Genomic DNA, 23992 nt, shown 5'->3' with positions numbered 1-23992 from the left:
CTGGGCCGGCCGTCAAAGCGCGTCGGTGTCGGTTTCGCCGGTGCGGATGCGCAGCGCCTGCTCGATGCCGTAGACGAAGATCTTGCCGTCGCCGATCTGGCCGGTCTTGGCCGCCGACGAGATGGCCTCGACGGCCCGGTCGACGAGCTCTGCGCCGACGGCGACCTCGATCTTGATCTTCGGCAGGAACGAGACGGCGTATTCGGCGCCGCGATAGATTTCGGTGTGCCCCTTCTGGCGTCCGTAACCCTTCACCTCGGTCACGGTCAGGCCCTGGATGCCGACGGCGGTCAGCGCCTCGCGCACCTCGTCGAGCTTGAACGGCTTGATGATAGCCATCACGATTTTCATAAGCTTTCGCCCTTTTCCCTGCGGTCCCCCGCCGTTGCGTGACATCGCCGGCCGGCCGTGCGAGCTGACGATCAGGCAAAAGGGAATCAAGCCGCGTGCCAATTGGCGCGCGTGCGGGAATCAGGGCCGAAATGGGGCATTGGCGACCGCCGCGAAGCGAGCGGTCGCCTAATTAATGATCAGTTTCGTGAAGCCGGGCGCGTATTGCCTATTTCTTGGGCGTCGTCTTCACGCGGACAAGGCCTTCCTGCGCCACCGAAGCGATCAACCGTCCGTCACGGGCGTAGAGGAAGCCGCGCGTAAAGCCGCGGGCGCCGATCGCGTTAGGGCTGTCCTGGCTGTAGAGCAGCCAGTCGTCGAGCTTGTGCGGGCGGTGGAACCACATCGCGTGGTCGAGGCTCGCCATCATCAGGTCCGGGTCGAAACCGGTCCGGCCGTGCGCGAAGGTCGAAGTGTCGAGCAGCGTCATGTCGGAGAGGTAGGCGAGGATCGCCGCCTGCAGCGCCCGGTCGTCCGGCACGTCGCCGGAGGTGCGCACCCACACGCGCTGTTGCGGCGGCAGCTTCTTGCGCGTCGTGTAATGCTCGAGGATAACCGGCTTGATCTCGAGCGGCCGTTCGCGCGCCCAGAATTTGCGGATCGCTTCGGGCACGTTGTCGCCCATCATCTCGATGAGCTCCGTCTGCGACTTCAGCGTCTCCGGCTCCGGCACGTCGGTCGGGCCGTCGATCTGGTGCTCCAGCCCCTCTTCCTCGGCCTGGAACGAGGCCTCGAGCGAAAAGATCGCATGGCCGTGCTGGATGGCGACCACGCGCCGCGTCGTGAACGAGCCGCCGTCGCGGATGCGGTCGACCTCGTAGATGATCGGCACGGACGGATCGCCCGGCCGCATGAAGTAGCAGTGCAGCGAGTGGACGTGGCGCTCGGCCTCCACCGTGCGCTGCGCGGCGACCAGCGCCTGGCCGATCACCTGACCGCCGAAAACCCGCTGCCAGCCGGCCTGAGGGCTGCGACCACGATACAGATTGTGTTCCAGCCGCTCGAGATCGAGTATGGACAGAAGTTCCTGCATGGCGGTCGTCATGTTGAAATCCCCCGGCGAAGGCCGACATTCCTTGGAAATATGCGCGGGTTGCAACAGCTACGCACCGCGAAGTCAAGAAGACACAGCATTCGGAAGGACCGATCCATGGTTGAAGACACGAAGACGCGCGCGGTCGACATCGTCATCGCTGGCGCGGGCTATGTCGGTCTGGCGACCGCCGTCTCGATCAAGGCGGCGCGGCCGAACCTGTCGGTGCTGATCGTCGATGCCGCGCCCGAAGGCGTCTGGCAGCGCGACACCCGCGCCTCGGCCATTGCGGCGGCGGCGACGCGGATGCTCGACCAACTTGACTGCTGGGACGAGATCGCACCGGGCGCCCAGGCGATGACCGAGATGATCGTCACCGATTCGCGCACTTCGGACCCGGTGCGGCCGGTCTTCCTCACCTTCGACGGCGAAGTCGGCCCCGGCGAAGCCTTCGCCCACATGGTCGCCAACAGGAATCTCAACGGCGCGCTGCGTCGTCGTGCCGATGAACTCGGCGTCGAAATCCGCGAGGGGCTTGGCGTCACCGGCTTCGCGCCGCTTGCCGCGACGACCCGCGTCGACTTTGCCGACGGGTCGAGTGTCGAGGCGCGGCTGCTCGCCGCCGCCGATGGCGTCAAATCGCGGCTGCGCGACATGGCCGGCATCCGGACCGTCCATTGGGATTACGGCCAGTCCGGCATCGTCTGCACCGTCCGCCACGAGCGCCCGCACAATGGCCGGGCGGAAGAGCACTTTCTGCCCGCCGGCCCCTTCGCCACCCTGCCGCTCGCACCCGACGAGAACGGCAGCAACCGCTCCTCGATCGTCTGGACCGAGCGCACCGAGGACGCCGACCGGCTCGTCGCCGACGACCTGATCGTCTTCGAGCACGAGCTCGAGCAGCGCTTCGGCCTCGAACTCGGCGAAATCCATGTCGAGGGCAAGCCCCGCGCCTGGCCGCTGGGGCTGACGCTCGCGCGCGATTTCGTCAAGGACCGCTTCGCCCTCGTCGGCGACGCCGCGCACGGCATCCACCCGATCGCCGGTCAGGGCCTCAATCTTGGCTTCAAGGACGCCGCAGCGCTCGCCGAAACCATCGTCGAGGCCGACCGGCTCGGCCAGGACATCGGCGCGCTCGACGTTCTCCAGCGCTACGAGCGCTGGCGCCGCTTCGACACGGTTCAGATGGGCGTCACCACCGACGTCCTGAACCGCCTCTTCTCCAATGACATCGCGCCCGTCCGCGCCGTCCGAGACATCGGGCTCGGCCTCGTCGAGCGCATGCCGCGCCTGAAGGAGTTCTTCATCCGCCAGGCCTCCGGCCTCTCGCCCGCCGCCCCGCGCCTCCTGCGCGGCGAAGCCATCTGAACCTTCAGGACAATCCATGAGCCTTGAAAGCGTGCGCGCGTTTCTCGCCGAGAACGCCCCCGACATTTCCGTCATCGAAACCGAACAGAGTTCCGCCACCGTCGCGCTCGCGGCCGAAGCGCATGGCGTTGCGCCCGACCAGATCGCCAAGACGATCTGCCTGCGCGTCGGCGAGGCGCCGATGCTGATCGTCGCCTCGGGGCTGGCGCGGCTCGACAACCGCAAGTTCAAGGACCGCTTCGGCGGCAAGGCGCGCATGTTGCCGGCCGACGAGGTGGTGGAAGTCACGTCGCACCCGGTCGGCGGTGTCTGCCCCTTCGGCTTGCCCTCGGCGCTGCCCATCTATTGCGACGTGTCGCTGCAAAAGTTCGACGAGGTCGTCCCCGCCGCCGGCGCCACCAACGCCGCGATCCGCCTGCCGACGACCCGCCTCGTCGCGCTCACCGGCGCCGAATGGATCGACGTCTGCCAATAGCCACTGGAAACCATGCGGCCCGCTCCTACGTTGTGGACGACACCAACCTCTTGAAGGAGAGCAACATGAACAGGCACGCAACGGCAATCTGGCAAGGCGCGCTCAAGGACGGATCGGGCACGCTCGACATGCAGAGCGGCGCGTTCTCCAAGCAGCCCTATTCCTTCAAGGGCCGCTTCGAGGACGAGAGCGGCAAGTCCGGCACCAACCCGGAAGAACTGATCGCCGCCGCCCATGCCGGCTGCTTCTCCATGCAGCTCTCGCATCTTCTGGCCGAAAGCGGCACCCCGGCCGAAAAGCTGGAGACGACCGCGACCGTCACCTACGGCCCGGCTGCCGGCGGCGGCTTCGAGATCACCGAAAGCGCACTGAAGCTCAACGCCAAGGTTCCGGGCGTCGACGAGGCCAAGTTCCGGGAACTGGCCGAAAAGGCCAAGACCGGTTGCCCGGTCTCCAAGGCGCTCGGCGCGATCAAGGTCACGCTCGACGCGAAGCTCGCGTAATTTCCTGAGCAGCCGACCGGCTTTTACGCAAGGGAACATCCGTTTCCCTTGCGTCTTCGCAACCAAAGAACCGCGCGTTTCGCCTAGACTGTTGCACATGTAACAGACGGGAGGAAACGCCATGTTGCAGGCTCACAAGCCCATCCAGCGCACCGCGATGCGCTCCACGCTCGAACTCACCGACATCACCGACGACGCGAAGCTTCTGCCCGGCTTCGACGGCCATGAGCGCATCGTGCTCGGCCGCGACGAGACGCGCGGCCTGATCGCCATCGTCGCGATCCACGACACGAAGCTCGGCCCCGCGCTCGGCGGCACGCGCGTCTGGAAGCACGAAAGCCTGGAGGCCGCGATCACCGATGCGCTGCGGCTCTCGCGCGGCATGACCTATAAATCCGCCATCGCCGGCATGCCCTTCGGCGGCGGCAAGGCGGTCATCCTCGCCAATGCGAAGACGGACAAGACGCCCGAACTCCTCGAAGCCTATGCCGAGATGCTGGCCGAACTCGACGGCGACTACTACACCGGCGAGGATGTCGGCCTGACGCTCGCCGACGCCGACTTCCTGCGCGCCCGCACGCCCAACGTTACCGGCACCACGATCGGCGGCAGCGAGAACCCCTCGCCCGTCACCGCCCACGGCGTCTTCCTTGGCCTGAAGGCTGCCGTGAAGCACCGCTTCGGCCGCGACGATCTGAAGGGTCTGCGCATCGGCGTGCAGGGTCTGGGCTCCGTCGGCCGCCGGTTGGCAGAGCAACTGCACGAAGCCGGCGCGACGCTGGTCGTCGCCGACATCGACAAGGCGCGCGTGGATCAGGCCGTCCGCGACTTCGGCGCGACCGTGCTCGCTTCCGACGCCATGGCGACCGCCGATGTCGACGTATTCGCCCCCTGCGCGCTTGGCGGCGTCATTCATGCGGGCATGATCGGTGCCATCAAGGCGAAGGTGGTCGCGGGCGCCGCCAACAACCAGCTCGCCGACGAGGCCGACGCGGCGCTCCTCGCCGAACGCGGCATCCTCTACGCACCCGACTACGTCATCAATGCCGGCGGCCTGATCAACGTCGCGAGCGAACTCCTGCCCGGCGGCTATGTCCGCGCCCGCGCGATGAAGCTCGTCGAGACGATCCCCGCGACGCTTGCCGACATCTTCAGCCGCGCGGACGCCGAAAAGCGCCCGACCAATGCGATCGCCGAGGAAATCGCCGACGAGCGCGTCGCCGCGCGCCACTGATCGCTTCCGGGGGAACCGGCCGGGAGATCGGAAAACCGACCCCGGCCGGAATGGGCTCAGGACGTGTCGATATCTGGCATGGGCGAGACGAAAATGGCGGATTTCGAGAACCGGAGCGGAATGGACATTCGGTCCATGAGCATCGGAAGCGCAGAAAGCTGCCATTTGCAGTCCGCTCAGGCCTGATATCGGCACGTCCTGCTTAGCTGCCCTTGATGCCGGCCATCGCCTCGGAGCCCCAGACCTCTTTCACCCGCGCATCACGGCCGCATGCGCCGCGATAGTAGCGGTAGCGCAGCGGATTCTTGGTGTAATAGTCCTGATGGTATTCCTCGGCCGGCCAGAATTGCGGCGCCGGCACGATCTCGGTCGCAAGCTGTACGCCGCCGAGCGCCTGCGCGGCTTCCGTCTTCGCGGCCTGCGCGGCTGCAAGCTGGGCGTCGCCGACCGCATAGACCGCGGTCGAATAGCTGAAGCCCCGATCGCAGAACTGCCCGCCCGCATCGGTCGGATCGACCGAGCGGAAGAAGGCCGACAGCAGCGCGTCATAGCTGACCCGCGACGGGTCGTAGACGATCTCGACCGCCTCGCGGTGCCGCGCGGCGGTGTGGTTTTCGTAGGTCGGATTCTCGTTCGTCCCGCCGATATAGCCCGACGTCGTCGAGATGACACCGCCGACCTTGTCGAAATCGGACTCCACGCACCAGAAGCACCCGCCGGCGAAAATCGCCCGCTCGGTGTTCTGCGCGGAGGCCGGCAGGGCGGTAAAGGCAAGGGTGAGCGCAAGCGCGGCAGTGCGGAACATGGTCGTCCTCCGAGGGTGTTGCGAAGGAACGTAACGCCGCGCGCGGCAGTTTCAAATCAAGGCTGCGGGAAGCGAATGTGATCTTCCGCGGCCGGCGTCATCCCGGCCGAAGTCCGAGCGAAGCGAGGCGAGAGCCGGGAACCATTCCGTGCGGTCGAATGTCACGGCATGGGTCCCTGTGTATCGTGTCCATGTCATAGTGGCTGCGGGCGGGAGACCGTTGGGTCCCTGGTCTTGAGACCGATATCCGGCTCTGGTCCCCGCCCGCTTTGATACACCTGAACAGTTGCACGAGGCCGTTGGCGCGGACCTCGCATCACAGGGGCAGGCACCATGAGCATAACACCGTCCTGGATTGGAATCGACATCTCCAAGGCATGGCTCGACATCGCCGACCCGGCGCTGGAACGGGCTGCGCGGGTGGCCAATGGCGAGCCGGCGATCGCCGCGTTCGCAGCGACGCTGGCAGGACGCGACGTCATCGTCGTGTTCGAGGCGACCGGCGTCTATGACACATGCCTGCGCCATGCATTGGCGGCGGCGGGCGTCGCCTGTGTGCGGGTCAACCCGCAGCGTGCCCGCGACTTTGCCCGGGCGACGGGCCGGCTCGCCAAGACCGACGCCATCGATGCCGCAATGCTGGCCGAAATGGGCCGGGCCCTGTGCCTTGCGCCGGATCCGGTGCCAGACGGCACGCGCGAAAAGCTCAATNAGCTGGTGGCGATGCGCCAGCAAGAGAGACTACGCCGGATGGAGGCGGCCGACCCGGTCGTCTGCGCCGGCCTCGACGCACATCTCGACTGGCTCGATCGGGCGGTCGGCGAGATCGAGGCCGCCATTCGCGATCTCGTCAGAGCCTCGAGCGAACTCACCGAGGCCGAGACGTTGCTGCGCTCGACGCCCGGCATCGGCGAGGTCGGGGCGGCCGTCCTGATCGGGCTTCTGCCGGAACTGGGATGCCGCCCGGCCAGACAGATCGCCATGCTGGCCGGCCTCGCCCCGGTCAACCAGGACAGCGGCACGAGGCGCGGACAGCGTTCGATCCGCGGCGGCAGGCTCGCGTCCGGCAGGCACTTTACATGGCAGCCGTCGTCACTCTGCGCACCCGCTCCCCATTGAAAGCCTTCTACGACAGGCTGCGCAATGCCGGCAAACCCGCCAAGGTCGCCCTCATCGCGCTCGCCCGCAAAATCCTCGTCACGCTCAATGCAATGCTGCGGTCGAAAACACCATACGCGGCATGAAACAATACAGTTGCCGGATAGAGTATCGCCGCTACGCGCCGATCCCCTTCCGGGATGACGCGCCTTGGGGCTGGCTTACACCCGCCGCTCGACCATCATCTTCTTGATTTCCGCGATCGCCTTGGCCGGGTTGAGTCCCTTCGGGCAGGCCTGCGTGCAGTTCATGATCGTGTGGCAGCGATAGAGGCGGAACGGGTCTTCGAGGTTGTCGAGCCGCTCGCCGGTCGCCTCGTCGCGGCTATCGATCAGCCAGCGATAGGCCTGCAAAAGCACGGCAGGGCCGAGATAGCGCTCGCCGTTCCACCAGTAGGACGGGCACGAGGTCTGGCAGCAGAAGCACAGGATGCACTCATAGAGGCCGTCGAGCTTCTGACGATCCTCATGGCTCTGCGTCCATTCCTTGGCGGGCTCGGGCGAGACCGTCTGCAGCCAGGGCTGGATCGAGGAGAGCTGCGCGTAAGGCACGGTCAGGTCCGGCACGAGGTCCTTGACCACCGGCATGTGCGGCAGCGGATAGACCTTGACGACGCCCGACACCTCGTCCGCGCCCTTGGTGCAGGCGAGCGTGTTGGTGCCGTCGATGTTCATCGCGCACGAACCGCAAATGCCCTCGCGGCACGAGCGGCGCAGCGTCAGCGTCGGATCGACATTGTTCTTGATCCACAGGAGCGCGTCGAGGACCATCGGTCCGCAATCGTCCATGTCGACATAATAGGTGTCGGTGCGCGGGTTCTCGTCGTCATCCGGCGACCAGCGATAGATCTTGTATTCGCGCAAGTTCGTGGCGCCGGCCGGCTTCGGCCAGGTCTTGCCCTCGTTGATCCGCGAATTCTTGGGAAGGGTGATTTCGACCATTTACCGCGCCATCTTCTTTGCTTCCAACGCCAACTCGATTGCGGGCGTCAGGTCGTTGTTGTCTTCGATCCGGAGCATTCGGATGTCTCGAACGGCGGGTGCAAACCACTCATAGTTCAGAGTCAGCCGCTGAACGGCGGTCTGGCATTTCACCATGTCCACGTCGGGTCCGCCGAAATAGACGCTGCCCTGCTGCCGATCGAACCCTTGATCGCGCAGAAACCGGGCGATGTCGTTGTAGGCGTTCTGCCACGAAGCATTGTGGTAGCTTTTCTTGAGGGTGTCGGTATCGAGATCGAATGCAATCGCAAACATGGACTTGCCGAAACTCCTACTGTTGTGCCCAATCACGTTCATGGCGAGATCCTTTCGCCCGGACAGTATCACAGCCTCAGTAAACCCGCTTCTTCGGGGCGATCTTCGCCGGGTCGATGCCGCCATCGGCCAATGCGAGCATCGGCTCGGTGTGGACCGGGCGGTAGTCGAGGCGAACGTTGCCGGCCTCGTCGACCCACGAGAGCGTGTGCTTGCGCCAGTTGGCGTCGTCGCGCTCGGAGAAGTCCTCGCGGGCATGCGCGCCGCGGCTTTCCTTGCGCGCCTCGGCCGAATAGACCGTGGTGATCGCGTTGGCCATCAGATTGTCGAGCTCGAGCGTCTCGACGAGGTCCGAGTTCCAGATCATCGAGCGGTCGGTGACCTTGATGTCGGCGAGGCCGTTCCAGATTTCCGAAATCTGCCTGCAGCCATTCTCGAGCGAGTCCTGCGTGCGGAAGACGGCCGCGTCGTCCTGCATCGCCTTTTGCATCCGGTCGCGCAGCTTCGCGGTCGGCGTGCCGCCATTGGAATGGCGGATGCGGTCGAAGCGCTCCATGATCTTGTCGCAAGCCGCCACATTGATCGCCGGGATCGACGCATCGCGGTCGATCACCTGGCCGGCGCGGATGGCGGCGGCGCGACCGAAGACGACGAGGTCGATCAGCGAGTTGGAGCCGAGGCGGTTGGCGCCGTGGACCGAGGCGCAGGCCGCTTCGCCGACGGCCATCAGGCCGGGCGCGATCGCATCGGGGTTCTCGGCCGTCGGGTTCAGCACCTCGCCCCAGTAATTGGTCGGGATGCCGCCCATATTGTAGTGGACCGTCGGCAGGACCGGGATCGGCTCGCGCGTCACGTCGACGCCGGCGAAGATGCGCGCGCTCTCGGCGATGCCCGGAAGGCGCTCATGGATGACGGCAGGGTCGAGATGGTCGAGGTGAAGGAAGATGTGGTCCTTCGCCTTGCCGACGCCGCGTCCTTCGCGGATTTCCATGGTCATGCAGCGCGAGACGACGTCGCGTGAGGCAAGGTCCTTCGCCGACGGCGCATAGCGCTCCATGAAGCGCTCGCCTTCCGAATTAACGAGATAGCCGCCCTCGCCGCGCACGCCCTCGGTGATAAGGCAGCCCGCGCCATAGATGCCGGTCGGATGGAACTGAACGAATTCCATGTCCTGGAGCGGCAGGCCGGCGCGCGCGACCATGCCGTTGCCGTCGCCGGTGCAGGTGTGGGCGCTCGTCGCGGAGAAATAAGCGCGGCCATAACCGCCCGTCGCCAGCACCACCATCTTCGCCGAGAAGCGGTGGATCGTGCCGTCGTCGAGGTTCCAGGCGACGACGCCGGTGCACACGCCGTCCGTCATGATCAGGTCGAGCGCGAAATATTCGATGAAGAACTGCGCGTTGTTCTTGACCGACTGGCCGTAGAGCGTGTGCAAAATGGCGTGGCCGGTGCGGTCGGCGGCGGCGCAGGTGCGCTGGACCGGCGGGCCGTCGCCGAAATTCTGCATGTGGCCGCCGAACGGGCGCTGGTAGATCTTGCCCTCTTCGGTGCGGCTGAACGGCACGCCGTAATGCTCGAGCTCGTAGACGGCGGCGGGCGCCTCGCGGGCGAGATACTCCATCGCGTCGACGTCGCCCAGCCAGTCCGACCCCTTGACGGTGTCGTACATGTGCCACTGCCACGAATCCGCGCCCATGTTCTGCAGCGAGGCGGCAATGCCGCCCTGCGCGGCGACCGTGTGCGAGCGGGTCGGGAAGACCTTGGTAATGCAGGCCGTCTTCAGTCCTTGCTCGGCCATGCCGAGCGTGGCGCGCAGGCCCGCGCCGCCGGCACCGACGACCACGACGTCATATTTGTGGTCGACATAGGTGTAGCTGTCGCTGGCGGGCCGCGAGGCGTTCATTCTGGTTTCAGCGTCGGCCACGGATCAGCCTCCGAATGCGATTTTGAGAAGGGCGAAGACAGAGGCGACGCCGATGACGAGCGGGAAGAAGATGTTGAGCGCGATCAGCGCCACCTTCGCGCCTTCGCGATGCACGTAATCCTCGATGACGATCTGCATGCCGAGCTTCATGTGATAGAGCACCGAAACGAGGAACAGGATCACCACCAGCGTCACGAACGGGTTGGCGAGCGTCGCGCGGACTTCCTCATAGGGCGCGCCGACCAGCGCCACCATCAGCCCGACCATGAACAGGACGAGCGGCACGTTGGCGATGGCGGTGAGGCGCTGGCGCCAGAAATGGATCGTGCCCTCGCGGGCCGAACCGAGGCCGCGAACGCGGCCGAGCGGAGTGCGCATATCGGTCATGTTCAGGCTCCCCGCGCCATGATGGCGACGATCCAGACGAGGATCGTCAGCACGATCGAGATGATCGGCATGGCAACGGCTGCCCGTCTCGATTGATCCTTGCCGAGAGCAGCTTCGCTGCCCGTATCCATGACGAGGTGGCGGATGCCGCCGAGCATGTGGTGGACGAGCACCCAGGTGAAGCCGAACAGAACGACCAGCCCGAGCCACGAACCGTAGATCGCCTGCACGCGGGCGAAGGTCTCCGGTGTGCCGGAAGCCGCCATCAGCCAGATTGCGACCAGCAGCGTTCCGAAATAGAGCGCGCAGCCGGTGATGCGATGGATGATCGACATCATCATCGTGGGGATCGGCTTGTAGATCTGGAGATGCGGAGACAGGGGTCTCGCACGGGTGGCTGTGGTCTTGCTCATGGCTCCCCCGTTCGACGGCGGCACGGACCCTTTATGCGTCATGCCGTCGCCGGACTGCGACGTGAAGTGTTGGGCGCTTTCTAATGCGGTTTTTGCAATGCGTCAAAGCCGGAAAACGCTGGACCAGCGCCCATTTAGCGGTGCGGCCGCAAATGAAAAGCGCCCCCTCGCCGCTTCAATCGATTAACCGCTGAAATGTTTGGTCAGGTGCGGCAGGCGAGCGCGCCCTCGCCGTTTTTCATCCACGGCGCCTCGCCGTTTTCGACCACCAGCGAGTAGAGCCCTTCGGCGAATCGGTAGAGCTGGTTGGGCGGGCTTGCGGGCAGCGCGACCGGTTCCTCCTCGCCCTGCGCATCGACCACGACCGACGATCCGGCTGCCGCCACCTTGAGCTGGCTCCCGTCCTCGCAGGCATAGGTCGCGAGCGGCGGCTGGGCCGGCACCGAGCCGGTCGCGACATCGTCGAGATCGGCGACGCAGCCGGAGGCGAAGAGGACGCCCGCCAAGGCCAGCGGAATGTGGATGCGTTTCATGCGTGTCCTTGTTCAAGGCGCGACTGCGACGGTCCGGCGTTAACCATGTCCGCAGAAAGACGCGCGGGCAAGCGCCCCGTTTCGGGTGACAAGGGTTAAGAAAGCGTTAACTTGTCTTAACATGCCGCAAGCCCCGTTCCGGAGGACCGTGATGAACACGCTCGCATACGCCCTCACCGCCGCGCTCTTCGCCGCCACGGCATCGGCCGCCACTGCCGGCAGCCTCTACCAGGACCAAGTCCATGCCGACAGTTTCGGCAATCTCGTGATCTACTCTCCGGCCGGCTACAAGCGCATCATCGTCGGCGCGGGCGAAGCGGCCTCGGGCTACCGCGCGACCGGCTCCTACCACGAGACCGACGCGCCGCGCGTCGCCTATCACGGCGGCCAGCGCCTGCAACTGCGCCCCTATCGCGACTGCGAATTCGGCGCCGTCCTCCTCCACGGCCGCAGCTACATGTATGGCCTGCCGGACCATGTCGTGCCGACCCCGGCGGACGCGCTTTGCCGCTGAGCGCACACATCCTCGTGATGCCGGCGCGCGGGCGCGCGTCCACATTTCGACACCTTTCTTTTGCCTTTGCGAATGAAGAGGTTAAGAAATGAGTAACCATTCGACATCGGCATCCGCGAGCCGCCTGCGCAACCACATCGCCTCGCTGCAGACGATGACGCGCTTCGTCCTGGCGACTTTGGCGCTGGCAAGCGGCGTCTACACCTATCTCGGCGTGCGCGGCCTGCTCGACGGTTCGGCGACGCTCGTCTTCCTCGGCGCCATCATCTACTCCGTCGCCGTCTCGGTCGGCATCTACGGCTTCTGGACCTATCTGATCCGCTTCGTTCCCGAGATGCGCGACGGCGCCTCGCGCATCGCGCTCTTCCTGATCATGATCGTCGGCTCGGTGATGATCATCGCCATGTCGTCCTGGCTGAACGCCGCCGCGCTCGCCGGCTCGGCCGCCGTCGAGCAGCATCTGGCGACGACCCAGCAGGAATACACCGCCGATCTCGACCAGGCCCATTCGAACGCGCTCGGCGCACTCTCGCTCCTGCCCGATATCCAGCGCGCGCAGGAGCGTTTCGCCCGCCTCGCCGAAGACGAGCGCGCGTCCGGCGCGCTCACCGGCACGTCCGGTTCGGGCAGCGTCGTCCAGCTCCTGACGCAGATGTCGGCGCAGATGAACGAGCTGCAGGCGACGATCGAAGGCTCGCGCGAGCGCGTGCAGACGCTGTTCGAGGAAGGCCAGCTTCACCTGACGGCGATGCGCCAGCTCGTCTCCGCCTCCGGCCCGGTCGAGCCGCGCGCCAACGAGTTCGCGCAGGAAACGGTCGCGCTGTCCGGCGTCATCGCCTCGCTCGAACAGACCTCGATCGCGCCCTCGGTCGCCCGCGCCGCGCAGGATCTGTCGATGGGCTTCATCGCCCCGGTGACGAGCGGCGCCGATGCCGATCTCGCGGGCCGCCAGTCCACCGTCATGGAAACCGTGCGCGCCTCGGTCGCCGCTCAGTCCGCCGCCCTTTCGGAAGCCGCCAACGAAATCCTCGCCCAGCCCCGCGTCGACGAGCGCCGCTTCGTGCCGTTGTCCTCGGCCGAAGCCGTTCTGGTCTACGCGACGAGCTTCCTGCCGAGCTGGGCTGGCGCGATATCGATCGATCTTTTGCCGGGCGTCTTCGTCGCCGTGATGGCGGTGGTGATGGCGGCGCTACGTCGGAACGAGGACGGCCTCACCGACGCCGACCGCATCACCGCAGCCGACATGCTGCGCTCGATCGAACTGCACGAGACGCTGGCCGCCGCCCGCGCCGCACGCCAGCCTGCGCCGGCTCCAGAGCCCGAGCCGGAAATAGCCGAGACGCCGCCCGCGCAGCCGGCGACGAACGAAAACGTCACGCCCCTTTCCCTCAACGAACGCAAGCGGTTCGAGCCATGACCGACCACGCGCACCATTCCGACATCGCTCCGCAGGGCCGCTTCGCCCGGCTCGTCGATCGCGTCGACGACGGCAACGTCATGCGCTTCACCTTCGGCGCGATGCTCGCGGGCGTCGTCGGCGTCCTCGCCTTCGACCTCTACGAGCTGCGCCAGCAGGCCGGCGGGCTGTGGCCGTCCGACCAGGCATCCGTGCACGTCACCGAGCCGATCCTGCCGCCGGCCGTCGAGACCGATGGTTCGTCTTCCGGCTCGCAGGACCCGCGCGAGAACGTCCAGACCGACGAGGCGCTTCTGAAGGATGCCGTCCGGTTCGAGCTGAAGCCCGGCGGCGTCCTCGCCGCGACCGGCTCGATCGATGTCGGTTCCTCTGCGCGCCTTGCCGCCGAGCTCGACGCGCGCGGCGAATATGTCCAGACGGTTTCGCTCAATTCGCCCGGCGGCTCGCTCGAGGATGCGATGGCGATGGCGCGGATGATCCGCGAGCGCGACCTGGCGACGCTGGTGCCGGACGGCGCGCTCTGCGCCTCGTCCTGCCCGCTGGTCTTCGCCGGCGGCACGACGCGCACGGTCGGCGACAAGGCCGCCATCGGCCTCCACCAGTTCTATGCCGGCACGTCCAGCCTGCCCGGTCCCGAGCAGGCGATGTCGGACGCGCAGGTCACCGCCGCGCGCATCTCGCGCTATCTGTCGGAAATGGGCGTCGATCCGGCCATGTGGCTGCACGCGCTCGATACGCCGCCGCGCGCGCTCTACTATCTGTCGACCGAGGAAATGGCCGGCTACAAGCTCGTCACCTCGACCGGGCCGATGGCTCGTCTTCAGTGACGATGGCCGGCGCGGACCGGCGCCGCCACCTCGTCGCCGTCGCGCTCCTCGTCGACTTCCGCTGACACGCGAACGCGGTCCCGGCCCGCAGCCTTGGCCGCGTACAGCGCCTGGTCGGCACGGTCGATCAGGCTGGCGAGCGTGTCGGACGGCACGCGCTGCGCGACGCCGAAGCTGGCGGTCAGCCGCCTGCCGGCGGGCATGAAGTCGAGTTCGCAGACGGACAATCCCATCCGCATGCCTTCCGCCATCAACCGTCCCGCCTGGGCGGTCGTACCGCTCGCCAAAATGGCGAATTCCTCGCCGCCCATCCGGCCGACCACCGCATCCGCTCCCGCCCGTGCGGCAAGGCACGCGGCGAACTGACGGATCGCCGCGTCGCCGCAGGCATGGCCGAAATGGTCGTTGACCTGCTTGAAATGATCGAGGTCGGCCAGAACCAGCGACACGGGCTGGCCCTGCCGCTCGGCCTTGCGGATGAGCCGGATCGCACCCTGCTCGAAGCCGCGCCGGTTGAGCACGCCCGACAGCATGTCGGTGCCCGCCTCGGTTCGCAGCGCCTCGATCGTATCGAGCGAGGCGGAGGAAATGAGCGTCAGCGCGATGACCGACAGGAAGAACACCGCGGACAGGACCAGCGACAGCCAGTAGAGCGACTGGAAGAACAATTGTTCGGTGCCGAGCCCACCTTGCAGCAGGTATATCACCGTCGGCCGGATCACTGATCCCGCCGAAATGAAAGCGACCGATCCGAGCAGAAGGCGATCGACGAGCGTCTGCGCGCCGGCCCGCCACAATTTATATGCCAGAAGGCCCGAAACGGCGGCGAACCCGAGGCTGGCCGCCGCGACCCGCAGCGCAAGGTTGGGCTCTCCGACGAGACCGGCGGCGAGCACCGTCAGCGAGATTGCCGTGATCGCGCACATCGCGCCCAACGGCGCGCGCCTGCCATGCCGCGCCATCAGCGCGGTCGACAAGAGCACCATGCTTCCAAGGAAGATCGCGTTCGACAAGAACCGCGACAGTTCGAAGCCGAACGGCTCGAAATACTGGAGCGACATGCCGATGGCGAAGCCGGCATAGGACCAGGCCGCGCGTTCCACGACGTGGTCAGCCTGATGCCGTGCAAGCAGGAAAAGCGCCGCCGAAAAGATACCGCTGAGCGTCGGTATGATCAGCGCAATGAACAAAGATGAATCCAAGACCGCCGGCCCCACCCAACCTTCGCCGAAGCTAGGCGGGAAAGCCGAACAAGCCGTTAACCCGCCGCACGACCGTCGCCTCGACTTGCTCCAAACAGCGCTGGATACCGGCCATCATGCCGGGCTCCGCGACAAAAAAGGCCGGGCACGAAGCCCGGCCTTCTCAAGTTTGGCTGGAGGCCAGGAGTATTAGAAGCGGAAGTTCACCGCGGCCTTGACCTGATGGAACTTGACGTCCTCATTGATGAAGACATCGCCGCCGCCGAAGCCGAGATCGCCCACGAACACGTCCTTGGTGCCGAGGTCGACGTAGCTGTATTCCGTGCCGATCGAGATCATGTCCGTCACGGCATATTCGATGCCGCCGCCGACTGCATAGCCGTCGCGACGCGTGCGGCCGTCGAAGAAGTCCGCACCGGAAAGGTTGATGTTCTGCTCGGTGCGGCCATAGGCATAGCCACCGTGGGCATAGACGAGCGCGCGGTCGAAGGCATAGCCGACGCGGCCGCGAACGGTGCCGAGATAGTCGAGCTCGGACGATGCCGAAAGCGTGTCCGTGCCGTCCGTCAGGGAAGCATCGGCTTCGATGTTGGTCTTGGCGATGTCGGCCACCGCGCCGAACACCCACGAACCGACCTGCCAGTCGTAACCAACCTGCACGCCGCCGAAGGCGCCACCGGCCGAAACCGATCCGGAAATATCCTCAGGTCCACCGACGAAGCCGCCGGCATAGTCGAAATCGCCGGTTCCAAGACCGCCGATGCCGCCGATATAGAGGCCGGTCCAGTCATAGGCGAAGCGCTCGGCGACGGGCTGTGCCGGAGCCGGATCAGCGTAGACGATGGCGTCGGCAGCAATGGCCGGGACGGCAAATACCGAAGCGGCGACGGAAGCGAGAAGGAACTTTTTCATTGGGGCATTTCCTCGTGAGTCAGAAGTAACGCCCTATTACAAACCGCAACCGCAGATGTCTGTAGCAAGCATGCAACACTTAAACCCATGCGTGCAATATACACGCATGAACAATGCCGTCATTTGATAGTAACTTACTGTTAGGTAGTTGCGTGATGCCCGAACGTCACTTCAGCTTTCTCAGCTTCGCAAATGCGTTGTGCATCCCCCGAACCAACAGGGCGTTCGGGAGGGCCCGCCGAAGCGGGCCCCGCCAGCGCTCATTTCCACTCGCGGATGTCGACGAAATGACCCGCGATCGCAGCCGCCGCGGCCATGGCCGGCGAGACGAGATGGGTGCGGCCCTTGAAACCCTGCCGGCCCTCGAAATTGCGGTTCGAGGTCGAGGCGCAGCGTTCCTGCGGCTTCAGCCGGTCGTCGTTCATAGCCAGGCACATGGAGCAGCCCGGCTCGCGCCAGTCGAAGCCGGCTTCGATGAAGATCCTGTCGAGACCTTCTTCTTCCGCCTGCTGCTTCACGAGGCCCGAACCCGGAACGACCATGGCGTCGACGGTCGCCGCCACCTTGCGGCCTTCGATGACGGCGGCGGCCGCGCGCAGATCCTCGATCCGGCCGTTCGTGCAGGAGCCGATGAAGACGCGGTCGATGGCGATGTCGGTGATCCTGGTGCCCGGCTTCAGGCCCATATAGTCGAGCGCGCGCTGCTTGGAGGTGCGCTTGTTCTCGTCCGTGATCGCGGCCGGGTCCGGCACTTCGCCCATCACCGAGACGACGTCCTCGGGCGAGGAGCCCCAGGAGACGATCGGCGGCAGATTGGCGGCGTCGAGCACCACGACCTTGTCGTAATGCGCGCCCTCGTCGGAGTTGAGCGTCTTCCAGTAGTCGAGTGCCATCTCCCACGCCTTGCCCTTCGGCGCGCGCGGCTTGTCCTTCACATAGGCGAAGGTGGTCTCGTCGGGCGCGATCAGGCCGGCGCGGGCGCCGCCTTCGATCGACATGTTGCAGATCGTCATGCGGCCTTCCATCGACAGCGCGCGAATCGCCTCGCCGGCATATTCGATGACGTAGCCAGTGCCGCCGGCGGTGCCGATCTCGCCGATGATGGCGAGGATGATATCCTTGGCGGTGACGCCTTGGGGCAGTTGCCCGTCGACGCGCACCAGCATGTTCTTCGCCTTCTTCTGGATCAGCGTCTGCGTGGCGAGCACGTGCTCGACCTCGGACGTTCCGATGCCGTGGGCGAGCGCGCCGAACGCGCCATGGGTCGAGGTGTGGCTGTCGCCGCACACGATCGTCATGCCCGGCAGGGTGAAGCCCTGCTCCGGCCCGATGATGTGGACGATGCCCTGGCGGATGTCGGCGGCGTCATAATATTCGACGCCGAAATCGGCCGCGTTCTTGGCCAGCGCCTCGATCTGGATGCGGCTTTCCTCGTTCCGGTTGATGCCGAGCTTGCGGTCGGGCGAGGTCGGCACGTTGTGATCGACGACGGCCAGCGTACGCTCGGGATGGCGCACCTTGCGGCCGGCCATGCGCAGCCCTTCGAAGGCCTGCGGGCTGGTCACCTCATGGACGAGGTGACGGTCGATATAGAGGAGGCAGGTGCCGTCATCCTGGCGGTCGACGACGTGGTCGTCGAAAATCTTGTCGTAGAGTGTACGCGGTGCGCTCATGGCGTGAAATCCGTTCGGTCGAGAATGCGGGCGGAAAAGGGCGAAAGGCGGGGCGCGCGCCTAGCGCGCGAGGCTCGCCGTCGCGCCGGAAAACCGGGCGAAGAAACGGGACGGCAGGCGCTTGTGATCCTGCAGCACGAACCTCTTATAGGCCGGGTTCCCGAAGAGCTTTTCCATGGACCGTTTCATTACCAGCCTTTCGGCCGGCCTTCAATCTGTCCGTCTCAGTCGTCGGGCGGGCCATCCCTGCCGTCGATGCGGCCGACCTTCTTTTCCAGAACATGCATCGCGCCGAGCACGATGATGGCGAGCACGGTCGCCAGCGCGGCCACCTGCCAGAAGCCGAGCCCGGCCGCGAGCCCGATGGCGCCGGAGAGCCAGAGCCCCGCGCCGGTCGTCAGGCCCTTCACCTTGCCGCGCGCGAAGATGATCGTGCCGGCCGCCAGGAAGGCGACGCCCGCCGTCACGGCCTCGATCAGGCGCAGCGGATCGAGGCGCGAGGCATCGGCATCGAACTGCGAGGAATGGACGATCTCGATGCCGAGGATCGCGAAGGATGCTGCCGCGAGCGAAACGAGCATGTGCGTGCGCAGGCCCGCTGGATGGTCGCGCCATTCGCGCTCGAAGCCGATCATGGCCCCGAACAGCGCAGCGACGAGCAGCCGGGCCGTGATGACGCCAAAGGGCAGGTAGGTCGGATGGCCGAAATCGGCGAGAATGTCGTTCATGCGTGTGTCGGTGTCCGGTTGACGGCGTCGTCATCCATAGCCGGCTTTTTCCCGCCGCAAAACGAAAAAGGGCGCGGAAACCCGCGCCCTTCTCGATCTGCCCGAAAGGCAGGAAACTTATGCGTTGTCGGCCTCGGCAGCGGCCTTGTCGGCGGCTTCCTTGTCGGCTGCCGCCTTCTCGGCGGCGAGCGCCTGTGCGGCTGCGACCTTCTCGGCCTCGATGCGGGCCTTCTCTGCGTTGGCGGCTTCGCGCTCGGAATCGTTGAGCTTGCGGGCGCGAACGCTCGTGTTCTCGACGATGCGGGCCGACTTGCCGCGACGATCGCGCAGGTAGTAGAGCTTGGCGCGACGCACCTTGCCGCGGCGGACGATCTCGACGCCCTCGACCATCGGCGAATAGACCGGGAACACACGCTCCACGCCTTCGCCATAGGAGATCTTGCGGACGGTGAAGTTCTCGTTGAGCCCGGCGCCGGAGCGGGCGATGCAGACGCCCTCATAGGCCTGCACGCGGGTGCGCGTGCCTTCCGTGACGCGGACCAGCACGCGGACGGTGTCGCCCGGCTGGAATTCGGGGAGCTTGCGCTTCTCTTCGATCTTGGCGGCCTGTTCGGCCTCGAGCTGACGGATGATGTCCATCGGACTAAACCTCTTCTTGTTCTTCGAACAGCCAGAGCGCTCGGCACTCGCCTTCTCAGTCTCGATGGACCGGCAGGCTATGCGAACCGGCCGAGGCCGGAAGCAGGAGCGGTGGTCAGTAATTCTTGACGGGTCCGGACACGCAATCCGGGCTCAGCGACGCGCTCATACATGGCTTTGGCGCGATTGTCACGCCCGCCGCGTCATTTTTCGTCCAGCAGGTCCGGCCGCCGCGCGCGCGTCAGCTCCAACGCCTGCGCCCGCCGCCATTCGGCGATCTTCTTGTGATTTCCAGAGGTCAGCACGTCGGGGATCGCCATGCCCTCGAACGCGGCCGGACGCGTATAGTGCGGATGTTCCAGCATGCCGCTCTCGAAGCTTTCCTCTTCGCCCGACGCCATGTTGCCCATAACGCCCGGCAGAAGCCGCACGACGGCATCGAGCAGCACCTGCGCGGCGATCTCCCCGCCCGACAATATGTAGTCGCCGATCGAAACCTCCTCGAGGCCGCGCGCGTCGATCACGCGCTGGTCGACGCCTTCGAACCGGCCGCACAGGATCACCGCGCCGGGCCCGGCGGCCAGTTCGCGCACGCGCGCCTGCGTCAGCGGTCGCCCGCGCGGGCTCATCAGGAGGCGCGGGCGCAGGTCGCCCTGCGGCGAGGCATGGTCGACGGCCTTCGCGATGATGTCCGCCTTCAGCACCATCCCCGCCCCACCGCCGGCCGGCGTGTCGTCCACCGTGCGGTGGCGGTCGGTGGCGAAGTCGCGAATCTGCACCGTGTCGAGCGCCCAAGTGCCCTCGCCCAGCGCCCGGCCGGCGAGCGACAGACCGAGCGGGCCGGGAAACATCTCCGGATAGAGCGTCAGGACCGTCGCGCGGAACGTCACGGGCGCTCCTCGTCCTCGTCCTCGTCGGGAAGCAAGCCTGCCGCTGCCGGGTCGACGACGATCCGCCGCTCGGCGATCGAAACCTGCGGCACCGCCGCGCGGGTGAACGGCACCATCGCCGTGCCGCCGGTCGAAAGCGTCAGCTCGATGATGTCGCCGGCGCCGAAATCGTGCATCGTCTTGACCGTCCCGAGCCTTGCGCCGGCCGCGTCCACCGCTTCGAGCCCGATCAGGTCGGCATGGTAGAACTCGTCCTCGCCCAGATCGTCCGGCAGCGCGCTTCGCGAAACGAAGAGTTCGGTCCCGTTTGCCGCTTCCGCCGCCTCGCGCGTCGTGATCTCCTTGATGCGCGCGACGACGACGTTCTTCGCCGGTCGCAGATTGGCGATCGTGTAGGCCGCGCCCTTGGCGTCGGTCAGCTTGCCGTAGTCGCCGAGCGCCAGCGGATCGCCGGTGAAGGTCTTGATCCGCACCTCGCCGCGCACGCCGTGCGGCGCGCCGATCACCGCCATCAGAACTCGCTGGTCGCTCATCTATTCTCTTTCCTGTTTCGGCCAGCTTCAAACGCCGCCCTTCACCGCCTGTCAACCTTGGACGGTGAAGATGACGTCATGTCCGAATTCCTCGTCATCGCCCGGCCCGACCTGCAGGATGCCCGCACGGCGTGGCTGAAATCGCTTGCCGTCGAGCGCCGCCTCGCCGCCTTGACGGTCGAGGCCTATGAGCGCGACACGCGCCAGTTCTTCCAGTTCCTGACAGGCCATCTCGGCGCGCCGCCCGCAATTTCCGACATCGCCGACCTGCGCCCGGCCGATCTGCGCGCCTATCTCGCCGCACGGCGCGGCGAAGGCGCAGGCGCGCGCACGCTGGGTCGCGGCCTTGCCGGCATCCGCTCGCTGCTGAAGTTTCTCGAACGGCGCGGCCTCGTCAATTCCGCCGGTGCGTCGGCCTTGCGCTCGCCGAAACAGCCGAAATCGCTGCCCAAGCCGCTGACGGCATCGGACGCCCGCCGCGTCGTCTCGCAAGGCGACCAGCTTGCCGAAGAACCCTGGATCGCCGCCCGCAACGCCGCCGTGCTGACGCTTCTCTACGCCTGCGGCCTGCGCATTTCCGAAGCGCTCGGCCTCACCGGCGACGACCTCTCGACCACGTCCGACACCGTGCTGCGCGTCACCGGCAAGGGCGGCAAGACGCGGCTCGTCCCGGTCTTGCCCGCAGCCCTCGCCGCCATCGCAGACTATCGCCGCCTTTGCCCTTATCACCTCGACGCCGCCAAGCCGCTGTTTCGCGGCGCCAAGGGCGGGCCGCTCGCGCCGGCCATCATCCAGCGCGCTATGAAGAAGATGCGCTCCGCGCTCAACCTGCCCGAGACCGCGACGCCGCACGCGCTGCGCCATTCCTTCGCGACGCACCTCCTCGCCCGTGGCGGTGACCTGCGCGCGATCCAGGAACTGCTCGGCCATGCGAGCCTCTCGACGACGCAGATCTATACCGGCGTCGATTCCGCACGCCTTCTTGAAATCTATGACAAGGCCCATCCGCGCAGCCGCTCGGCCGCTTAACGATTTCGCCTCAAATCCCAGCTACGCTCCGGCCATGTTGATGCGCCTCGATCCCGACCGAATTGCCGATGCCGCGCTGCGTCTCCTCGCCGCGCTGACGACGCTCGCCTTCGCAAGCTTCACGCTCATCCTCTTCGCCGGAACATGGACGGCGCAGGCCGAAGCCGTGTGCACCGGCGACGATCTTCTCGCCATCATGGAGCGCGACGACCCGGCTGCCTATGCGCGCCTCCTCGACGCCTCGGCCGCGACGGTCAACGGCGAGGCCATGCTGTGGCAGATCGAGGCGCCCGGCGGCGGCGTCTCCCATCTCTACGGCACCATGCACGTCACCGATCCGCGCATCGTCGAGCTCGACGCCGCGGCGACCGCCGCCTTCGACGCCTCCGAAACGCTGGTCATCGAGACGACCGACATCCTCGACCCCGCCGCGATCATGGCGACGATGGCCGAGCACCCCGAGCTGATGATGTTCACCGACGCGACCACATTGTCGTCGCTTCTCGAAGAGGCCGATCGCGAACGGATCGAGGCAGCGATGAACGAGCGCGGGCTTTCTCTGGGCGCCGTCGACAAGATGAAGCCCTGGATGATCGCCGCGATGGCGACGCTGCCGACCTGCGAACTCGCGCGCAAGTCCGCCGGCGCCGAGATTCTCGACGTCGCGCTTGCCACCCGCGCGAAGGCGGCGGGAATCGAGATCGAGGGGCTGGAGACGACGGCGGAGCAGCTTGGCGCGATGGCCGCCCTGCCGCTCGATTTCCACATGCGCGCCCTCGTCGAGACGATCGCGCTGGGCGAGACGATCGACGACGTCATCGAGACGATGGTCGTCATCCATGCGCGCGGCGAGCCGGGGCTGTTCTGGCCCTTCTTCCAGGCCGCCCTGCCTGGCGACGCCTCGGACGGGATCGCCATTGCCGGCTTCGAGCAGTCGGTGATCGTCGACCGCAACCGGACGATGGCAGAGCGCATGCAGCCTCTCCTCGACGCCGGCGGCGCCTTCGTCGCCATCGGCGCGCTGCACCTTCCCGGCGAGGAAGGCGTCGTCGCGCTGCTTCAGGAAGCCGGCTATTCCGCCACCCCGCTCCCCTCCGGCGATTGAGCCGCGGGAACTGCACGCTCTTGTGAACGTTTAGGTTCCGATAAGTCATCTTGAGGAGCCTGAACCATGGCCGACCCCCTGCGTAACCGCGATCCCATCGCGCATGATCCGCTGAACCCCGCCGATCCGGCGGACCCCCGCTATGCAGCCAACGATCCCCGCTATGTCGACCCGGCGACGGGCGCGGCGCGGCCTTCCGATACGGTCGTCGTCGACAATACCGGCCGCTCGGGCGGTGGCTCCAACGCGCTCGTCATCGGCGTGGTCGCCGCGGCGATCGTCGTTGCGCTGCTGGTGTTCATGAACTGGTCGCCCGGCACGGACACCGCGGTCGATCCCGGCGGCGCAGCCGTCGAGGAGCCCGCCGCGACGGCACCGGCACCCGCCGGTGACGCGACCGCCCCGGCTCCGGCGGCTGAAGCCCCGGCAACGACGGCTCCGGCTGACACGGCCCCGGCCGCTCCGGCTGCCGAAGACACCGCTCCGGCCCCTGCCGACGAGGCTCCCGCCGATACGGCTCCGGCCACCGAACCGGCCGAATAACAGCGGCCCACACCGATCAAGCCCCGCTCTTGCAGCGGGGCTTTTTCGTATGCGTCAGCCGCGGTCGTATTCGATGAAGCCGGTCCGCCGCGCGACGCGATCATAAAGCCGGCGACCGACCGCGTTGTCTTCCTGGGTCATCCAATAGACGTTTCGGATGCCGGCCGCGTCGGCTTTCGCATAGACCGCCTCGATCAGCGCGCGCCCGACGCCCTTGCCGCGCATGTCCGGGTCCGCGAACAGATCCTGCAGATAGAGATTGTTGGCAGTCGACCAGCAGGTGCGATGCTGGATGAAATGAACGAGCCCGACGGCCCGGCCGTCGGCGATGGCCAGCGCGCCGCGCGGCTCGAACTCACCCGGTGCGAACAGTCGCCGCCAGGTCGTATCGTAGATTTCGTCCGGCAGCGCCGTCTTGTAGAAAGTCAGGTAGCCGGTCCACAGCCGACGCCAGTCGGCATAGTCAGCCGGCGTCAGGTCGTGGACGGCCACGCCTGTCAA

At 66.4% G+C, this 23992-nt stretch carries 30 protein-coding genes; 12 read left to right on the top strand and 18 right to left on the bottom strand.

Annotated features, from left to right (window positions below):
- Positions 1 to 12: 12 nt before the first annotated feature.
- Together ALII_RS0108935 and tesB are read right to left on the bottom strand one after the other, a co-directional pair.
- Positions 13 to 351 carry a P-II family nitrogen regulator gene (locus tag ALII_RS0108935; protein WP_024586976.1) on the bottom strand — a complete coding sequence of 113 codons (339 nt, stop codon included), beginning with the start codon at positions 349 to 351 and terminating at the stop codon, positions 13 to 15.
- 208 nt (positions 352 to 559) lie between these two features.
- A complete protein-coding gene (gene tesB, locus ALII_RS0108930) occupies positions 560 to 1435 on the bottom strand; it encodes an acyl-CoA thioesterase II (protein WP_024586975.1) in 876 nt (291 codons plus the stop codon).
- Positions 1436 to 1540: 105 nt separating this feature from the next.
- Here tesB and ALII_RS0108925 point away from each other — a divergent pair, with 105 nt between their 5' ends.
- The 4 genes from ALII_RS0108925 to ALII_RS0108910 all read left to right on the top strand — a co-directional run bounded on the left by ALII_RS0108925 (position 1541) and on the right by ALII_RS0108910 (position 5003).
- Entirely contained in the window at positions 1541 to 2791 is a 1251-nt protein-coding gene (locus tag ALII_RS0108925) for a ubiquinone biosynthesis hydroxylase (protein ID WP_024586974.1), read from the top strand.
- Positions 2792 to 2807: 16 nt separating this feature from the next.
- Positions 2808 to 3266 carry a YbaK/EbsC family protein gene (locus ALII_RS0108920; protein WP_024586973.1) on the top strand — a complete coding sequence of 153 codons (459 nt, stop codon included), beginning with the start codon at positions 2808 to 2810 and terminating at the stop codon, positions 3264 to 3266.
- A 65-nt stretch (positions 3267 to 3331) separates the two neighbouring features.
- Entirely contained in the window at positions 3332 to 3769 is a 438-nt protein-coding gene (locus ALII_RS0108915) for an OsmC family protein (RefSeq protein ID WP_024586972.1), read from the top strand.
- A gap of 121 nt (positions 3770 to 3890) precedes the next feature.
- On the top strand, positions 3891 to 5003 hold the full coding sequence (locus tag ALII_RS0108910; RefSeq protein WP_024586971.1) for an amino acid dehydrogenase: 1113 nt from the start codon (positions 3891 to 3893) through the stop codon (positions 5001 to 5003).
- 202 nt (positions 5004 to 5205) lie between these two features.
- Here ALII_RS0108910 and msrA read toward each other — a convergent pair whose 3' ends face one another.
- Entirely contained in the window at positions 5206 to 5808 is a 603-nt protein-coding gene (gene msrA / locus ALII_RS0108905; protein ID WP_024586970.1) for a peptide-methionine (S)-S-oxide reductase MsrA, read from the bottom strand.
- Between the two features lie 333 nt (positions 5809 to 6141).
- On the opposite strand from msrA, the gene ALII_RS21150 reads away from it, so the two are divergent.
- Both ALII_RS21150 and ALII_RS23095 read left to right on the top strand, forming a co-directional pair.
- Positions 6142 to 6927, top strand: coding sequence for a transposase (locus tag ALII_RS21150; RefSeq protein ID WP_244437388.1), 786 nt, complete (start codon positions 6142 to 6144; stop codon positions 6925 to 6927).
- Positions 6888 to 7052 (top strand): hypothetical protein, encoded by a 165-nt coding sequence (locus ALII_RS23095; RefSeq protein ID WP_244437275.1) that lies wholly within the window; start codon positions 6888 to 6890, stop codon positions 7050 to 7052. The genes ALII_RS21150 and ALII_RS23095 overlap by 40 nt, the downstream gene beginning before the upstream one ends.
- 75 nt (positions 7053 to 7127) lie before the next feature.
- Here the strand turns inward: ALII_RS23095 and ALII_RS0108895 are convergent, their stop codons facing one another.
- The 6 genes from ALII_RS0108895 to ALII_RS0108870 all read right to left on the bottom strand — a co-directional run bounded on the left by ALII_RS0108895 (position 7128) and on the right by ALII_RS0108870 (position 11479).
- Entirely contained in the window at positions 7128 to 7907 is a 780-nt protein-coding gene (locus ALII_RS0108895) for a succinate dehydrogenase iron-sulfur subunit (RefSeq protein WP_024586969.1), read from the bottom strand.
- Positions 7908 to 8264 carry a virulence factor gene (locus tag ALII_RS0108890; RefSeq protein WP_244437387.1) on the bottom strand — a complete coding sequence of 119 codons (357 nt, stop codon included), beginning with the start codon at positions 8262 to 8264 and terminating at the stop codon, positions 7908 to 7910.
- 34 nt (positions 8265 to 8298) lie between these two features.
- Positions 8299 to 10125 carry a succinate dehydrogenase flavoprotein subunit gene (gene sdhA, locus ALII_RS0108885; protein WP_024586967.1) on the bottom strand — a complete coding sequence of 609 codons (1827 nt, stop codon included), beginning with the start codon at positions 10123 to 10125 and terminating at the stop codon, positions 8299 to 8301.
- A 24-nt stretch (positions 10126 to 10149) separates the two neighbouring features.
- Positions 10150 to 10533, bottom strand: coding sequence for a succinate dehydrogenase, hydrophobic membrane anchor protein (gene sdhD / locus ALII_RS0108880; protein ID WP_024586966.1), 384 nt, complete (start codon positions 10531 to 10533; stop codon positions 10150 to 10152).
- A 2-nt stretch (positions 10534 to 10535) separates the two neighbouring features.
- Positions 10536 to 10946, bottom strand: a complete 411-nt coding sequence (gene sdhC, locus ALII_RS0108875; protein WP_024586965.1) for a succinate dehydrogenase, cytochrome b556 subunit — start codon at positions 10944 to 10946, stop codon at positions 10536 to 10538.
- Positions 10947 to 11149: 203 nt separating this feature from the next.
- On the bottom strand, positions 11150 to 11479 hold the full coding sequence (locus ALII_RS0108870; RefSeq protein WP_024586964.1) for a hypothetical protein: 330 nt from the start codon (positions 11477 to 11479) through the stop codon (positions 11150 to 11152).
- Between the two features lie 151 nt (positions 11480 to 11630).
- Between ALII_RS0108870 and ALII_RS0108865 the strand changes: the two genes are divergently transcribed.
- The 3 genes from ALII_RS0108865 (at position 11631) to ALII_RS0108855 (ending at position 14237) form a co-directional block, all read left to right on the top strand.
- On the top strand, positions 11631 to 11993 hold the full coding sequence (locus ALII_RS0108865; RefSeq protein WP_024586963.1) for a hypothetical protein: 363 nt from the start codon (positions 11631 to 11633) through the stop codon (positions 11991 to 11993).
- An 88-nt stretch (positions 11994 to 12081) separates the two neighbouring features.
- Complete coding sequence (locus ALII_RS0108860; RefSeq protein WP_024586962.1) at positions 12082 to 13410, top strand: hypothetical protein; 1329 nt, start codon at positions 12082 to 12084, stop codon at positions 13408 to 13410.
- The gene (locus tag ALII_RS0108855; RefSeq protein WP_024586961.1) at positions 13407 to 14237 is read left to right on the top strand and encodes a hypothetical protein; all 831 of its coding nucleotides are present in this window, start codon (positions 13407 to 13409) and stop codon (positions 14235 to 14237) included. The genes ALII_RS0108860 and ALII_RS0108855 overlap by 4 nt, the downstream gene beginning before the upstream one ends.
- On the opposite strand, the gene ALII_RS0108850 is transcribed toward ALII_RS0108855, so the two are convergent.
- The 8 genes from ALII_RS0108850 to rimM form a co-directional block, all read right to left on the bottom strand.
- Positions 14231 to 15427 carry a diguanylate cyclase gene (locus ALII_RS0108850; protein WP_051375816.1) on the bottom strand — a complete coding sequence of 399 codons (1197 nt, stop codon included), beginning with the start codon at positions 15425 to 15427 and terminating at the stop codon, positions 14231 to 14233. The genes ALII_RS0108855 and ALII_RS0108850 overlap by 7 nt on opposite strands.
- A 201-nt stretch (positions 15428 to 15628) precedes the next feature.
- Positions 15629 to 16351 (bottom strand): outer membrane protein, encoded by a 723-nt coding sequence (locus ALII_RS0108840; protein WP_024586959.1) that lies wholly within the window; start codon positions 16349 to 16351, stop codon positions 15629 to 15631.
- A gap of 260 nt (positions 16352 to 16611) precedes the next feature.
- Positions 16612 to 18024: a 3-isopropylmalate dehydratase large subunit gene (gene leuC, locus ALII_RS0108835; protein WP_024586958.1), complete on the bottom strand. Its 1413-nt coding sequence runs from the start codon at positions 18022 to 18024 to the stop codon at positions 16612 to 16614.
- A gap of 60 nt (positions 18025 to 18084) precedes the next feature.
- Entirely contained in the window at positions 18085 to 18213 is a 129-nt protein-coding gene (locus ALII_RS23230; RefSeq protein WP_280113763.1) for a hypothetical protein, read from the bottom strand.
- 35 nt (positions 18214 to 18248) lie between these two features.
- The gene (locus tag ALII_RS0108825; RefSeq protein ID WP_024586957.1) at positions 18249 to 18752 is read right to left on the bottom strand and encodes an MgtC/SapB family protein; all 504 of its coding nucleotides are present in this window, start codon (positions 18750 to 18752) and stop codon (positions 18249 to 18251) included.
- A 117-nt stretch (positions 18753 to 18869) separates the two neighbouring features.
- Positions 18870 to 19391: a 50S ribosomal protein L19 gene (gene rplS, locus ALII_RS0108820; RefSeq protein ID WP_024586956.1), complete on the bottom strand. Its 522-nt coding sequence runs from the start codon at positions 19389 to 19391 to the stop codon at positions 18870 to 18872.
- 203 nt (positions 19392 to 19594) lie between these two features.
- Complete coding sequence (gene trmD / locus ALII_RS0108815) at positions 19595 to 20281, bottom strand: tRNA (guanosine(37)-N1)-methyltransferase TrmD (RefSeq protein WP_029660359.1); 687 nt, start codon at positions 20279 to 20281, stop codon at positions 19595 to 19597.
- Complete coding sequence (rimM, locus tag ALII_RS0108810) at positions 20278 to 20814, bottom strand: ribosome maturation factor RimM (protein ID WP_024586955.1); 537 nt, start codon at positions 20812 to 20814, stop codon at positions 20278 to 20280. Before rimM ends, trmD begins: the two co-directional genes overlap by 4 nt.
- A 78-nt stretch (positions 20815 to 20892) precedes the next feature.
- Between rimM and ALII_RS0108805 the strand changes: the two genes are divergently transcribed.
- From ALII_RS0108805 to ALII_RS22950, 3 genes are all read left to right on the top strand, one after another.
- Positions 20893 to 21843 (top strand): tyrosine recombinase XerC, encoded by a 951-nt coding sequence (locus ALII_RS0108805; RefSeq protein ID WP_024586954.1) that lies wholly within the window; start codon positions 20893 to 20895, stop codon positions 21841 to 21843.
- Between the two features lie 40 nt (positions 21844 to 21883).
- Positions 21884 to 22948 carry a TraB/GumN family protein gene (locus tag ALII_RS0108800; protein ID WP_244437385.1) on the top strand — a complete coding sequence of 355 codons (1065 nt, stop codon included), beginning with the start codon at positions 21884 to 21886 and terminating at the stop codon, positions 22946 to 22948.
- Between the two features lie 66 nt (positions 22949 to 23014).
- Positions 23015 to 23491, top strand: coding sequence for a hypothetical protein (locus ALII_RS22950; RefSeq protein WP_024586952.1), 477 nt, complete (start codon positions 23015 to 23017; stop codon positions 23489 to 23491).
- A gap of 54 nt (positions 23492 to 23545) precedes the next feature.
- On the opposite strand, the gene ALII_RS0108790 is transcribed toward ALII_RS22950, so the two are convergent.
- Positions 23546 to 23983 carry a GNAT family N-acetyltransferase gene (locus ALII_RS0108790; protein ID WP_244437383.1) on the bottom strand — a complete coding sequence of 146 codons (438 nt, stop codon included), beginning with the start codon at positions 23981 to 23983 and terminating at the stop codon, positions 23546 to 23548.
- Positions 23984 to 23992: the final 9 nt, after the last annotated feature.

It is taken from the genome of Aliihoeflea sp. 2WW (genome assembly GCF_000497755.1).
Lineage (GTDB): Bacteria > Pseudomonadota > Alphaproteobacteria > Rhizobiales > Rhizobiaceae > Aliihoeflea.
Note: the sequence above shows the minus strand (reverse complement) of the source record. Positions and strands in the feature narration are given on the sequence as shown.

What these genes read in the sequence shown, in the direction of transcription:
- ALII_RS0108935 (WP_024586976.1), bottom strand. Translation starts at nt 351, where the DNA reads ATGAAAATCGTGATGGCTATCATCAAGCCGTTCAAGCTCGACGAGGTG.
- tesB (WP_024586975.1), bottom strand. Translation starts at nt 1,435, where the DNA reads ATGACGACCGCCATGCAGGAACTTCTGTCCATACTCGATCTCGAGCGG.
- ALII_RS0108925 (WP_024586974.1), top strand. Translation starts at nt 1,541, where the DNA reads ATGGTTGAAGACACGAAGACGCGCGCGGTCGACATCGTCATCGCTGGC.
- ALII_RS0108920 (WP_024586973.1), top strand. Translation starts at nt 2,808, where the DNA reads ATGAGCCTTGAAAGCGTGCGCGCGTTTCTCGCCGAGAACGCCCCCGAC.
- ALII_RS0108915 (WP_024586972.1), top strand. Translation starts at nt 3,332, where the DNA reads ATGAACAGGCACGCAACGGCAATCTGGCAAGGCGCGCTCAAGGACGGA.
- ALII_RS0108910 (WP_024586971.1), top strand. Translation starts at nt 3,891, where the DNA reads ATGTTGCAGGCTCACAAGCCCATCCAGCGCACCGCGATGCGCTCCACG.
- msrA (WP_024586970.1), bottom strand. Translation starts at nt 5,808, where the DNA reads ATGTTCCGCACTGCCGCGCTTGCGCTCACCCTTGCCTTTACCGCCCTG.
- ALII_RS23095 (WP_244437275.1), top strand. Translation starts at nt 6,888, where the DNA reads ATGGCAGCCGTCGTCACTCTGCGCACCCGCTCCCCATTGAAAGCCTTC.
- ALII_RS0108895 (WP_024586969.1), bottom strand. Translation starts at nt 7,907, where the DNA reads ATGGTCGAAATCACCCTTCCCAAGAATTCGCGGATCAACGAGGGCAAG.
- ALII_RS0108890 (WP_244437387.1), bottom strand. Translation starts at nt 8,264, where the DNA reads ATGAACGTGATTGGGCACAACAGTAGGAGTTTCGGCAAGTCCATGTTT.
- sdhA (WP_024586967.1), bottom strand. Translation starts at nt 10,125, where the DNA reads ATGAACGCCTCGCGGCCCGCCAGCGACAGCTACACCTATGTCGACCAC.
- sdhD (WP_024586966.1), bottom strand. Translation starts at nt 10,533, where the DNA reads ATGACCGATATGCGCACTCCGCTCGGCCGCGTTCGCGGCCTCGGTTCG.
- sdhC (WP_024586965.1), bottom strand. Translation starts at nt 10,946, where the DNA reads ATGAGCAAGACCACAGCCACCCGTGCGAGACCCCTGTCTCCGCATCTC.
- ALII_RS0108870 (WP_024586964.1), bottom strand. Translation starts at nt 11,479, where the DNA reads ATGAAACGCATCCACATTCCGCTGGCCTTGGCGGGCGTCCTCTTCGCC.
- ALII_RS0108865 (WP_024586963.1), top strand. Translation starts at nt 11,631, where the DNA reads ATGAACACGCTCGCATACGCCCTCACCGCCGCGCTCTTCGCCGCCACG.
- ALII_RS0108860 (WP_024586962.1), top strand. Translation starts at nt 12,082, where the DNA reads ATGAGTAACCATTCGACATCGGCATCCGCGAGCCGCCTGCGCAACCAC.
- ALII_RS0108855 (WP_024586961.1), top strand. Translation starts at nt 13,407, where the DNA reads ATGACCGACCACGCGCACCATTCCGACATCGCTCCGCAGGGCCGCTTC.
- ALII_RS0108840 (WP_024586959.1), bottom strand. Translation starts at nt 16,351, where the DNA reads ATGAAAAAGTTCCTTCTCGCTTCCGTCGCCGCTTCGGTATTTGCCGTC.
- leuC (WP_024586958.1), bottom strand. Translation starts at nt 18,024, where the DNA reads ATGAGCGCACCGCGTACACTCTACGACAAGATTTTCGACGACCACGTC.
- ALII_RS23230 (WP_280113763.1), bottom strand. Translation starts at nt 18,213, where the DNA reads ATGAAACGGTCCATGGAAAAGCTCTTCGGGAACCCGGCCTATAAGAGG.
- ALII_RS0108825 (WP_024586957.1), bottom strand. Translation starts at nt 18,752, where the DNA reads ATGAACGACATTCTCGCCGATTTCGGCCATCCGACCTACCTGCCCTTT.
- rplS (WP_024586956.1), bottom strand. Translation starts at nt 19,391, where the DNA reads ATGGACATCATCCGTCAGCTCGAGGCCGAACAGGCCGCCAAGATCGAA.
- rimM (WP_024586955.1), bottom strand. Translation starts at nt 20,814, where the DNA reads ATGAGCGACCAGCGAGTTCTGATGGCGGTGATCGGCGCGCCGCACGGC.
- ALII_RS0108805 (WP_024586954.1), top strand. Translation starts at nt 20,893, where the DNA reads ATGTCCGAATTCCTCGTCATCGCCCGGCCCGACCTGCAGGATGCCCGC.
- ALII_RS0108800 (WP_244437385.1), top strand. Translation starts at nt 21,884, where the DNA reads ATGCGCCTCGATCCCGACCGAATTGCCGATGCCGCGCTGCGTCTCCTC.
- ALII_RS22950 (WP_024586952.1), top strand. Translation starts at nt 23,015, where the DNA reads ATGGCCGACCCCCTGCGTAACCGCGATCCCATCGCGCATGATCCGCTG.